The organism is Pseudomonas sp. LB3P93 (genome assembly GCF_054898025.1).
The window spans coordinates 2,867,348-2,879,264 of record NZ_CM142713.1 but is presented as its reverse complement, the minus strand read 5'-3'; the positions used below and the strand labels follow the sequence as shown (position 1 = coordinate 2,879,264).

General features: G+C 60.4%; 10 protein-coding genes. 1 reads left to right on the top strand and 9 read right to left on the bottom strand.

The features are described 5' to 3' along the window. Positions 1-195: 195 nt before the first annotated feature. The 7 genes from ACYZT8_RS13080 to ACYZT8_RS13050 all read right to left on the bottom strand — a co-directional run bounded on the left by ACYZT8_RS13080 (position 196) and on the right by ACYZT8_RS13050 (position 8,014). Positions 196-1,614, bottom strand: a complete 1,419-nt coding sequence (locus ACYZT8_RS13080; RefSeq protein WP_461981700.1) for an ABC transporter substrate-binding protein — start codon at positions 1,612-1,614, stop codon at positions 196-198. Between the two features lie 238 nt (positions 1,615-1,852). Continuing rightward, a complete protein-coding gene (locus tag ACYZT8_RS13075; protein ID WP_007946457.1) occupies positions 1,853-2,098 on the bottom strand; it encodes a 4Fe-4S dicluster domain-containing protein in 246 nt (81 codons plus the stop codon). A gap of 25 nt (positions 2,099-2,123) precedes the next feature. Then, complete coding sequence (locus ACYZT8_RS13070) at positions 2,124-3,854, bottom strand: fumarate reductase/succinate dehydrogenase flavoprotein subunit (protein ID WP_461981698.1); 1,731 nt, start codon at positions 3,852-3,854, stop codon at positions 2,124-2,126. Further along, entirely contained in the window at positions 3,851-4,603 is a 753-nt protein-coding gene (locus tag ACYZT8_RS13065) for a GntR family transcriptional regulator (protein ID WP_438659065.1), read from the bottom strand. The genes ACYZT8_RS13070 and ACYZT8_RS13065 overlap by 4 nt, the downstream gene beginning before the upstream one ends. Before the next feature lie 277 nt (positions 4,604-4,880). Then, positions 4,881-5,849 (bottom strand): Gfo/Idh/MocA family protein, encoded by a 969-nt coding sequence (locus ACYZT8_RS13060; RefSeq protein WP_461981695.1) that lies wholly within the window; start codon positions 5,847-5,849, stop codon positions 4,881-4,883. A gap of 16 nt (positions 5,850-5,865) precedes the next feature. Next, positions 5,866-6,753, bottom strand: coding sequence for a Dyp-type peroxidase (locus tag ACYZT8_RS13055; protein ID WP_461981693.1), 888 nt, complete (start codon positions 6,751-6,753; stop codon positions 5,866-5,868). Between the two features lie 205 nt (positions 6,754-6,958). After that, positions 6,959-8,014 (bottom strand): AraC family transcriptional regulator, encoded by a 1,056-nt coding sequence (locus tag ACYZT8_RS13050; protein WP_461981691.1) that lies wholly within the window; start codon positions 8,012-8,014, stop codon positions 6,959-6,961. 207 nt (positions 8,015-8,221) lie between these two features. Between ACYZT8_RS13050 and ACYZT8_RS13045 the strand changes: the two genes are divergently transcribed. Further along, complete coding sequence (locus ACYZT8_RS13045) at positions 8,222-9,166, top strand: SphA family protein (protein ID WP_461981688.1); 945 nt, start codon at positions 8,222-8,224, stop codon at positions 9,164-9,166. 133 nt (positions 9,167-9,299) lie between these two features. On the opposite strand, the gene ACYZT8_RS13040 is transcribed toward ACYZT8_RS13045, so the two are convergent. After that, positions 9,300-10,508, bottom strand: coding sequence for a DSD1 family PLP-dependent enzyme (locus ACYZT8_RS13040; protein WP_461982448.1), 1,209 nt, complete (start codon positions 10,506-10,508; stop codon positions 9,300-9,302). A gap of 74 nt (positions 10,509-10,582) precedes the next feature. Then, the gene (locus ACYZT8_RS13035; protein WP_461982446.1) at positions 10,583-11,911 is read right to left on the bottom strand and encodes a D-arabinono-1,4-lactone oxidase; all 1,329 of its coding nucleotides are present in this window, start codon (positions 11,909-11,911) and stop codon (positions 10,583-10,585) included. Positions 11,912-11,917: the final 6 nt, after the last annotated feature.

Below are 11,917 nucleotides of genomic sequence, written 5' to 3'. Positions count from 1 at the left end.
GGCTGGTCTGACCCCATCGCGGGCAAGCCCGCTCCCACAGGGATTTGCGGTGAAACTGGTATTTGCATTCGACTTCGATCCCTTGTAGGAGTGAGCTTGCTCGCGATTGCGGTGGGTCAGTCGACATTGGTGTTGAATGTCAGTCCGCAATCGCGAGCAGGCTCGCTCCTACAGGGGAATTGTGGTGTTTTGGGGTTAGCGAACGGCGACGGCTTGAGTGGTGGCGTCGGTGAAGTCGAGGACTTTGCCGCCTTGGGCCGTGGCGAATTGTTGGGCCTGGCCTTTGAGCAGGAATGCACTGAGGCGACCCTTGGCATCGCTGGCAAACCACGCCTGATCCGCGAGCAATTTGATCCCGCTGTCACTCGCCTGGGCGTACACGGCGCGGATGTTTTTGCCTTCGGACTTCAAACTGGCCAATGCGGTGAATGCCGATTCCGCCGAGGCGTACTGACGCACTTTCGGCTCGCCACGCACCCAGATCTCGGCCACATGACTGAAGTCGGTGATGGCTTTGCCGCTCAATGCATCCGTCGCTTTAAGTGGCGTCTGCCCGTAGTTGGCCAGTTGGGCGGTGTAGTCCAGGTTCGACGCCTTGAACGCGGCGCGGATGTACTGATCATCGATAAAGGTATTGAGATCGAGCCCCCGATCAGCCTTTTTCAGCAGCTTGAGGGTGTCGATCGCCGTGCCCACGGCCTGACGGTATTCCGGCTTCCAGCTCAGGTCGCGGGTTTGAACGCCGAGCGGGCCGTAGAACAAGTAATTGACCTCGGCATCGACGCCCGTGACCTTGGCAATCAGCTCACTGTATTTCTCGGGTTCGGCCGTCAGCAGTTGATTGGCTTCAATGCTTGCGCGCAGGTAAGCGACGACAATTTCCGGGTACTTTTTCGCATAGGCCTGATCCACCAACGCACCATGGAAGGTCGGTGCATTGGCTTGCGAACCGTCATAGATTTTGCGAGCAAAACCACGGCTTGGGAACAGTTCGGCAAACGGCACAAAGTCGGCGTGGGCGTCGATTTTCCCGGCCTGCAATGCCGAGCCCGCGACTTCCGGTGGCTGGGCGATGATGTTCACGTCTTTCAGCGGATCCCAGCCTTGCGCCGCGACCGCGCGCAGCAACATGCCATGAGCGGTGGACGCGAACGGCACGGAAATGGTCTTGCCTTTCAGCTCTGCCAACGACTGCACGCCCGAGGCGCTTGGCACCACGATGCCATTGCCGCTGCCCTTGATACTGCCCGAGAGCACGCTGATAAACAGACTGTGTTTGCCCGCGGTTTCGAACGCCACACCGTTGAACGAACCGGGGAAATCGGCCATGGCGCCGAAGTCGAGTTTGCCGGCGACCATCTCGTTGGTCAGGGGTGCGCCGCTGGTGAAGTTCTTCCACTCGACTTCGTATTTGGCGTCTTTGTACTGGCCGTCATGGGGCAGGTATTTGTCCAGCAGGCCGAGTTCGCGAATCAACAGACCGCCGGCGGCGCAGTTGATCGTGGTGTCCTGGGTGCCGATGGCAATGCGGATGGTTTCGGCCGAGGCCGACAGGGTGAACGAGACCAGTACCAGACCGGCGAATGCTGCACGCAGCAATGTTGGCAAAGACATAGGTGAATCCCCTCGAATCATTTATAGGATGTTCGTCTCCGCCACGATCAGGGCGTGGTGGGAAACGAGGGGTGTTGGGTGAATCCAGCGTCCGGTGTTTCCGGATGGCTTTGGGTTGTCTGGGTGGGCCTCATCGCTGGCAGGCCAGCTCCCACAAGGTTCTCTATTGCCAGCGAAAATCTGTGTCCCACTGCGAATCCCTGTGGGAGCTGGCCTGCCAGCGATGGCGTCCTTTCAGTCAGCGCAATAAATAGGGGATTTCGACTTTCACGGCACCGGTCGGGCAGTCCTTTTCGCACGGCATGCAGTACCAGCATTCGTCGAAGGCCATGTAGGCCTTTTGCGTGGCCGGGTTGATCGCCAGCAAGTCCATCGGGCAGACGTCGACGCACACGGTGCAGCCTTTGTGGGCGATGCAAAGATCCTCGTCGACCGTGACCGGCGCGTTGGAGCGGAAGAAAATTTCCTGGGGTTGATAGGCCATTTGGCGGTCTCTCTTTTTGTGATGCTCAGGCAGCAAAGGCGCCGACCCGCAGCCGGTCGTAGGCCTGCATTTCTTCGGCGTCGAGCGGGATGATGTAAGGCTCGACGGCTTTCTTGAAACTGGTCATCTGGCCGTCGTCGCCCTTCTTCAGGTGGCAGTGGCAGAACCAGTCGCTGTCGTTGCGTTGCGGGTGATCGACCCGATAGTGGTAAAGCCCCCAACGGCTTTCAGCGCGAAACAAGGACGCGCGGGCGGCCATTTCGGCGCAGTCGCGGATCATGCTGACTTCCATGGCACGCATCAGTTCGTGGGCGTTGTGGGCCTTGATCTGATCGAGGTCACGCTGGATATCGCTGAAGCGTTGCAGGCCGATTTGCATCTTCTTGGTCACTTTCGGCGGTTGCAGGTAGTCGTTCACAAAACGTCGCAGCTTGTACTCGACCTGGGCGGGCGGCAAACCGTGTTCGCGATCCAGTGGCGCGTAGACTCGTGCTTTTTCGGTTTCGATCTGTTTGGCATCGACGGTTGAAAATTCGCGACCGGCGACAAAATCCGCCGCGTTGGTGCCGGCAAACCAGCCATAAGTGAACGCGCCGAGCATGTAGTTGTGCGGTACCGCCGCCATGTCTCCCGCTGAGTACAAGCCCTTGACCGAGGTTTCGGCCTTCTCGTTGACCCACACGCCCGACGCCGAGTGACCGCTGCAAAAGCCGATTTCCGAGATGTGCATCTCGACCATCTGCGTGCGGTAGTCAGTGCCGCGATTGGCGTGAAACTGCCCGCGGCTCGGGCGTTCGTTGCTGTGCAGAATCTCTTCGATGTTCTGGATGGTTTCCTCGGCCAGGTGATCGAGTTTGAGGAACACCGGGCCGTTGCCGCTTTCGAGCTCCTGGTGGAACTCCCACATCATCTGCCCGCTCCAGTAGTCGCACTCAATGAAGCGCTCGCCCTTATTGTTGGCGGTGTAGCCGCCCAGGGGACCGGTGACGTAGGCGCAGGCCGGGCCGTTGTAATCCTTGATCAACGGGTTGATCTGGAAGCATTCGAGGTTCGCCAGCTCGGCGCCGGCGTGATAGGCCATCGCGTAGCCGTCGCCGGCGTTGGTCGGGTTTTCATAGGTGCCCATCAGGTAACCCGAGGACGGTAAACCGAGGCGCCCGGCCGCACCGCAGGCAAGGATTACAGCCTTGGCCTTGATCACATGGAAGTCGGCGGTGCGGCAGTCGAAGCCCATCAGGCCGTTGACTGCGCCCTCTTCGTCCGTCAGCAACCGTGTGCAAACCACGCGATTGGTGATGCTGACTCGCGCCCGCTTCAACTGGCGGTACAGGACCTTTTTGATGTCGTGCCCTTCCGGCATCGGCAGCACATAGGCGCCCATGTGGTGGACCTTTTTCACCGCGTAGTCGCCGGTCTCGTCCTTCTCGAACTTCACGCCCCAACGGTCCAGTTGCTCGATAGTCTCGAAGCTGTGGGTCGCATAGGCGTACACAGCGGTCTGGTTGACGATGCCGTCGTTGGCGATGGTGATTTCCTTGGTGTACTGCTCCGGTGTCGAGTGACCGGGAATGATCGCGTTGTTCAGGCCGTCCATGCCCATGCTGATCGCGCCGCTGCGCTTGACGTTGGCCTTGTCGATCAGCAACACGCGCAGATCACGGTTACGCTCCTTGGCCTTGATCGCCGCCATTGGCCCGGCCGTGCCGCCGCCGATCACGACGATGTCGTATTCCTGCTCCAAAGTGTTTCGGGTCATGCCTGATCCCCTTTTTGCCGGTCGATCCGCAAGCGGTACTGGAAGGCATCGCCGCGGTAGTAAAGGTGTTCGAAGTCCACGGGCTGGCCGCTGGCGTCGTGGGTCAGGCGCTCGATGCGCATGATCGGCGAGCCCGGTTCGACGTTCAGCGCCTGGGTCAGGTCGCTGTCGGCCAGCACCGCGTCGATGGCCAGATCGGCATGACCGAGGGCCAGGCCGCAGTCGTTTTCGAGGATCAGAAAGATGTCGCGGGTAACCAGATCGGCCTTCTCCAGCCGTTCGCCGATGGCTTTGGGCAGGTAGGTGATTTCCAGCGAGATCGGCTCGCGGTTGATCAGCCGAACGCGTTTGATCTGCGCCACGGTCTCGCCTTCGGCCACCTGCAAACGCTCGGCGACGAGCTTGTCGGCGGGGATGAATTTGAAGCTGCGCAGGCGGTTGATCACCTCGTAGCCGCGACCGGTCATGGACTCGGCCAGGCCTTGCAGGGTGCTGACGTTCTGAAAGGTTTTCGGCTTGGCGACGAACGTGCCCTTGCCGTGAATCTTGAAGATCAGCCCTTCCTTCTGCAGATCGCCCAAGGCTTGGCGCACGGTGATGCGGCTGACTTTGAACAGCGCGCCGAGTTCGCTTTCGGACGGCATCTGGCTGTCTTGCGGGTATTCGCCGTCGAGGATGCGGGCGCGCAGCACATCGCGAAGCTGGGTGTGCAGCGGCACGCTACTGAGGGATAGAACGTTATCGGTCATGGCAGATCACTTGTTATAACGAGTTATGACGTGATCTTAGAGAGCGGGTGTGGGGATTGAGAAATACTGATTAAGCATAAGGTTAGAGCTGACTGCGGATGGGGCTCTGTGCGATGGCCATGGATGACCCTTGTGGCGAGGGAGCTTGCTCCCGCTGGGGCGCGAAGCGGCCCTAATAATTCACCTGACACACCGCATGCGCCGATTTTACGACTGCTACGCAGCCGAGCGGGAGCAAGCTCCCTCGCCACAAAAGCAGGCTTGCTGAGCAGAAGGTTCAGGTGCGCTTGAGGATCTGGTCCATCACCCAGTCGGTTTTCAGCGCGTGTTCGGCCACCGCTGGATGCTGCGCCTCGCCACGGATGTGAGCGTTCATGCCCAGCACGTGATGCCACTGAATGTGCTCGTGATGGTCGATGTGCAGGCTGAGGTGTTCATCGGCTTCAAGCTGCACCGGGTGTTCATCGAACACTGAAAAACTGATCCGGCCCTGGCTGCCGATCAACTCGACCCGATCTTCGCGGCGGTCGGCGACGAAATTCCAGCAGCCCATGCCCAGCGCCCCCGAAGCGAACCGCCAACTGGCGCTGACCGCGTCTTCGGCGGCATACAAACCCGCCTGCCGCGCGGTGAAACCGGCGACTTCGACAATATCGCCGAGCAAATACTGGAACAGATCGAAACCATGACTGGCCAGGTCGGCGAAGTAACCGCCACCGGCAATCGCCGGGTCAGTGCGCCAATTGTCGGCGCCACCCAGATCGTTCGGCGAAGGCGCTTTGGTCAGGGTCCAGGACAGATGCCGCACCTCGCCGATCCGCCCCTCCTCCAGCCACTGCCGTACTTGCTGGAAACGCGGCAGCGAGCGTCGGTAATAGGAAACGAACAGGTTCAATCCGGCGTCGGCAAAGACCTTTTGCATGTCACGGCTTTGCCCGACATTCAGCGACATCGGTTTTTCGACGCAGCAATGTTTGCCGGCGGCGGCGACCAGCACGCTATAAGCGTAGTGACTGTCAGGTGGCGTGGCGATGTACACCGCGTCCACCTCGGGATCATTGATCAGAGCTTGCGCATCGGTGTAAACCCGAGCGATGCCGTGGCGTGCGGCGTAGTCGGTGACCGCCTCCAGTCGCCGCCCCATCACCGCCACCAGCGCCGAGCCCGGCGCCTTGTAAAAGGCCGGCCCGCTCTTGCGCTCAGCGACGCTGCCACAACCAATCATGCCCCAGCGCACTACGTCCATGTTCTCTCCTTGATCCTTAGCCGATGCGCAAGGCGCGCAGGTCCAGATGACCGTCCTTGAGCGGCGGGCACCAGTAGTAGCCGCCGGTGATCGGGCGGCTGATGCGGTACAAACCGTCGGTGATACCGTCTTCCAGCCCGCTCATGCGCCGCAGTTGGGCTTCGAAGGCGTCGAGGGAAAAACCGAACGCCAGGAACATCAGGCCCGCGCGATCGCCTTCGATCCACGGCATCGAGCGACGGACCACGAACGCTTCGGGGGCGAAGCTTTCCTGGGCGGTGCGTTTGACGTGAGCGGAAATCGGCGCGTCATCCAGTTCTTCGTTATCGCTCAAGCGACGGCCCATGATGTTGTCCTTTTCATCGGACGGCATCGCGTGGAAGCCCTTCAGATCATGCTGCCACTGCTGGATCGCGGCAAAACTGCCACCGACCAGGCCTTCAGCGCCTTCACCCAACAGCGCGGCGGCCACGGCGGCTTCGTCGTGCGGGTTTTCGGTGCCGTCTTCGTAACCGGTCAGGTCATGGCCGGTCATGTGGCGGAAGGTTTCGTTCATCTGCACCAAGCGCAGAGCCGGGGCCAGCGCGGCTTCGATGGCGTTGCTGCGATTGAGCAGTTCACCCCGGTCAACGCCGTGCAACCAGCACCAGAGCGCGTGTTGGGTCGACGGGTTATCGACACCGACACCGGTCAGCGCCGGGAAGGGCCGCAGGCCATCGATCTCAACGTGCAGTGCCTTGACCAGGGATTCACCAAAGCCGACCACCGCCGATTTCCCGTCCACCCGTTGCATCAAGTTATCGAGCGCAGCCGGCAATGCTTCGGCAGATTCGAGGGCGAAGAACATATGACGGGCTTGAGGCGGAACGGGGGTGGCGAGAATGCCCGGCTGGTAGTAACTCATATGAACTCCTTAAAAAGAGCGCGGAGTTTAACCGGAGCACGAGGGTTTGTGTGCACCGACCTGTAGCAGCTGTCGAGCAGCGCGAGGCTGCGTTCGGCTGCGCAGCAGTCGTAAATCCTATGTGCAAAATATCCCTGACACACCGCAGTGATTGATTTCACGACTGCTGCGCAGCCGAACGCAGCCTCGCGCTGCTCGGCAGCTGCTACGACGGATTTGTCGTTAGTGAGTGTGGGGCTTCGTTACGGAAGGCACTCGGGCTCATGCCGGTCCAGCGCTTGAAGGCCCGGCGAAAGCTGCGCACGTCGCTGTAACCGACTTCTTCGGTGATGCGCTCGATGGACAGGTCCGGGTTGGCCAGCAGGCTCATGGTGCGGGCCTGGCGCACTTGCTCCAGCAGGGTCTCGAATGTCAGCGCATGTTCGGTCAGGCGGCGGCGCAAGGTGCGGCTGCTCATGTTCAGGTCGCCGGCGATCTTCTCGATGTGACTGCCCTCGGTCAGGTCCCGGGAAATCGCCCGTTCCACAGCCTGGATCAAGTCCATTTTCTGATGAACCTGCGCGGCTTCCAGTTCAAGCAATTTGACCGCCTGACGCAGCGCCAGGGAATGGTGATTGGGCAAATGCACGTCAAGCCAATGGGCGGCGATCACCATGCGGTTTTGCCGGCAACCGAAACGCACGTCCGGCCCCAGCAACCGCTGGTACTCGCTGAGATAGTCTGGCGCCGCGTGCATGAATTCCACCGCCATCGGCTTGAAATCGGCGCCGACCAGCGCCCGGCCGTACACCAGCAGGCTGGCGAAAAACTCCTCGACCGCAAACAACTGCACGTTGGCAAACGGCAAGCGACATTCGGCGTCGACAAACACCCGGTCGCCCGCCTCCTCCACGCTCGACACCACGATCCCGCCCGAGGTGTGCTGATGCCGAATGCCCAGTGCAAAGGCATCGCGCAGGGTCTTGCACAACGACAACACATGCCCGAGCAGCCCGAGCGTGCCCAGCACATTCTGTGCACCCACCCACAAACCCAGCCCCTGATTGGGCAAGACCTTGAGTGCGCGCTGAATCATGGCCACGGCTTGCCGATAGGAAATGCGCTGCGCCGGGTCCTGGAGATCGTCAAGGGTAAAACCCAGGCCTCGGCACAGACTGTCGGGGTTGACGCCTTTTTGCTCGGCGACTTCGGCCAGGGTTTGCAACAGAAAAGGCGACACCAGCGCCAATTCAAAGGTGGGATCGATAACTTTCATCTGCATGGGGCTAGACATTCCGGATCAGGCTGCATTCTTATTTTTGTTACCGGTTATGTCGAAGGAAGTTAGCACAGGGTTTAAACGCTGTCCGCAGAAGTCCCCCTAATGGCCGCCAATACCCTGCCCCGCATGGCGCAGACAGCTTATTTCTATGGGGCGGCCTTCGTGTGGCCGCCGGTGCTCCCGCTAACAATAATAATGAGTACACACATGAACCCGACCCGCACGACACTTCCCCTGTTGATCATCAGCCTGGCCGGCGTCTGCGCCCTGCAACCGGCACTGGCCACCGAGGCCGGCGTGGACAACATCGGCACCGGCACCGACGGTTTTTTCATGTTGCCGCTGGAGGTCGACAGCCTTCCGGACAACATGGTTGTGTTCAACCTCTACTACAACCACTACAAGTCCAGGAAGCTGAACATCAGTTCGCTGGGCGGCAAGGTGCCGAATGTCGAGATCGAATCCACGGCGGTTATCCCGCGCCTGGATTACCTCAGCCCGGTGCGCATTTTTGGCGGGCGGCTGGCGGGCTACATCGGCCAACCGTGGCTGAAACAGGAAGTCTCGGTGTTCGGCTTGCAGGACACCCGCGAAGGCATGGGCGACACCACCTTCGCGCCGATCATTCTCTGGGACATGGGCAAGAACCTGACCCTCGGCGCCGCCGTGGAAATCACCGTACCCACCGGCGAATACAGCGTCGATCGCCTGGCCAATACCAGCAACAATTTCTACACCTACAAACCGCTGTTTTCCTTCACCTGGTTGCCGACGGAAAGGACCGAGGTGTCGATGAAGACGACGTACAGCTTCAACGAAAAAAACAAGGACACCGATTACAAGTCGGGGCAGATCTTCCACTTCGATTATTCAGCCAGTTACAAGATCACCGACAACCTGATGCTGGGGCTGAACGGCTATTACTTGAAGCAGACCACCGATGACAAGCAGTTCGGCAGGACCGTGCAGTTCAATGGCGAGGACGTGAATGACGGCGTGCGCGGGCAAGTGTTTGCAATCGGGCCGGCGTTGCACCTGACCTTCTTGAAATACGCCAGTGCAGAGATTCGCTGGGCCAAGGAGTTCGATGTGGAGAACCGGCCTGAGGGCGAGATGCTGTGGGCGAAGGTCAGTATTCCGTTTGCGTTCTAGCGATTAGATCGTTCCCTCGCTCTGCGTGGGAATGCAGCCCGGGACGCTCTGCGTCCCAAAGCGGACGCGGAGCGTCCATTGAGGCATTCCCACGCAGAGCGTGGGAACGATCGGTCAGGGTGATTGGGGTTTTTCAGGAGTATACGGGCCAGGTGTCGACGATCCGCCCCCCTCGAACCGCCAACAAATCCCCAAACTGCAACAACACCGATTCAGTCTGGGCCGGCCGCAAAAACACCTGATCCTCAACCCTGAGCCCTACCGCCGCCGAGCCATTGACCATCTCCTGGTTCGAGCTGCGGCCATACACCCCGTTACTCTGCAACCCCTGCGGCGATTCAAACTCCGCCATCCAGTTACCGCCGTAGATAAAGAACGTCTCGCGCTGATTGGTGTCCCACCACGAAAACAACCTCGACTTGCCGTCCAGCGCCGGAATGTTCACCGCACCCGTGCTTTTCAACACCGGCGTCGCGATAAACGCCGCCGGCACATGCTCCACCAGCGACGGCAAATCGTAGTGCGTCGGCTTGAGCATCGCCGTACCCACCGACACCTCACTGCTCAGGCTTTCCTGCTCGTGCATGCGATAACTCGGGCTGCCGGCGGTATTGAGCGTCAGCCCTTCGCGCCATAACCCCGGGTATTGCTGACGAGTGAAGTCGACGCAGCGGTTGTAAATCACCATGACCTTGGCGAACAGTTCCTCGGGCGACCCAAGAATCCCCGGCACGCCCATGCCCACAAACGGGTCGTAGCCCATGAACCCGGCAAACTCTAGGTGCTGCGGGTTCGCGCTGATCAGCGTCAGCATCTGCCCGAGCACCGCCAGATCACCGACACCGCCGCGATGCAAACCCACGTCCAGCTCAATGTTCACCCGCAATCGCGTGCCCAAACCCTTGGCCAACGCCAGGTATTGCTGCAAGCGTTCCGGCGTATCGAGCAGCCATTGCAACTGCTTCGACGGGTCGAACGGACCTTTATGCGACGCGTAAAACAACTCGGCCGAACGCACCGGCAGCGGCTTGCCCAACAAAATGTCGGCTTCGGGAAACTGCACCGCGTCATGGTTGAGAAACGGCTGATGAAACGACATCAAGCGCTGGGTGCCGGCACGTTTGGCGATGTAGCTGAGCAGCCCCGGTGACGGCAGTGATTTCTCCACCAGACGCAGATGCTTGCCGCCGCGCTTCACCGACAGCGTGACGACATCGATGTTGTGGTCGAGCCGGTCCAGATCGATCAGCATCACCGGGCGCATCGGGCCGAAGGCTTTGAGCTCATCGTTCAACGCCCGGAAATAGTCGCTGTACGGACCGCCCCGATCACCCGGTCGCAGCCACGCGCCTACGCCCGCGAGCAAGGCGCTGACACCGACAGTCCCGATGAGAAAGTTACGACGATTGACCGCCATCAGCTCACCCCCAGAATCGACGACAAATGCGCGTTGAGAAATTTGCCGCTGGGGTCGAGTGCCTGTCGAACCTGAAGGAATTCCTGCCAACGCGGGTACAACGGTTGCAGGTTCTTCGCATTGAGCGTGTGCAACTTGCCCCAATGGGGTCGGCCGTTGTACTTCCAGAAAATCGGCTCGATGGCAGCGAAAAAATTGTGGTGATCCATCTGGTAATGCTGATGGACCGAGATCGAGCAACTGTCACGGCCTTCGAACATGCTCAACGCAATGTCATCGGCTTTGACGTAGCGGTACTCGATGGGAAACCAGGTGCGCAGGTCCTTGTCCTGAATCAGCTTCAGAATCTCCCGCAAGCAAGCCGGGCCGTGTTCCGCCGGCACTGAGTATTCCATTTCGTTGAAGCGCACCGTGCGCACATTGGCGTAGATGTCGAACGAGTCCCCCACCCGGTCATCGAAACTGGCGAGGTGGCGCAGATTGTTGAGCATGGTGCGGCGCAGGTCCGGGAAGTCGCTGGCGTATTTGTCGATCTTCTCGATCAACGTCACGAACTCATTACCGCCCTCCTCATCCGGCGGGATCGGCGGTGTGGCCGGGTCGGTGGTTTCGTTCAGGGCGATCGACAAGGCGTAGTCGGAATGGGTCACCACGAGCATTTCCCAGTGCTGGTTTTCCCGAGTGTTCTTGTCGAGGTCTTCCAGCAGCTCTTCGGTCCTGGCGATCCACTGGCGCTCTCGCAAGCGATAAGCCGGACGGTTTTGCAGCCGCACTTTGGTGACCACGCCGAGTGCGCCGAGTGACACCCGCGCCGCACTGAACACTTCAGGGTGACGTGTGCTGTCGCAGTCCATTACTTCGCCATTGGCGTTCACCAGTTGCAGGCCGCAGACGTGGGCCGAGTAGGACTGAAAGTTTTTCCCGGTGCCGTGAGTCGAGGTGGCGATCGCACCGGCCAGGGTCTGGTAATCGATGTCGGCCATGTTCTGCAGGGCCTGGCCGATGTCCTTGAGCGGCGTGCCCATGCGTGACATCGGCGTGCCGGCGGCGAACTCGGCCTGCAGCGTTTGAGCGTCGTGATCGAGCAGCCCGGTGAAGTAGCTCAGCGACAGCAACGTGCCGTCAGTGGGCACCAGCGCGCTGAAGGAATGCGCCGAACCCACCGGACGAACCTTGCCCGGAGCCTGACGGATAACCTGGGTCAGTTCGTCCAGGGTCTTCGGCGCCAGCCGCGCCGCCGGCAGGCAACTCTGACCGCCGGACCAGTTGCGCCAGGGAATCAGCCGTGGTGGGCGCAGGAATTCGGCCAACGCGGGGGTTGAGCCCAGCGCGGT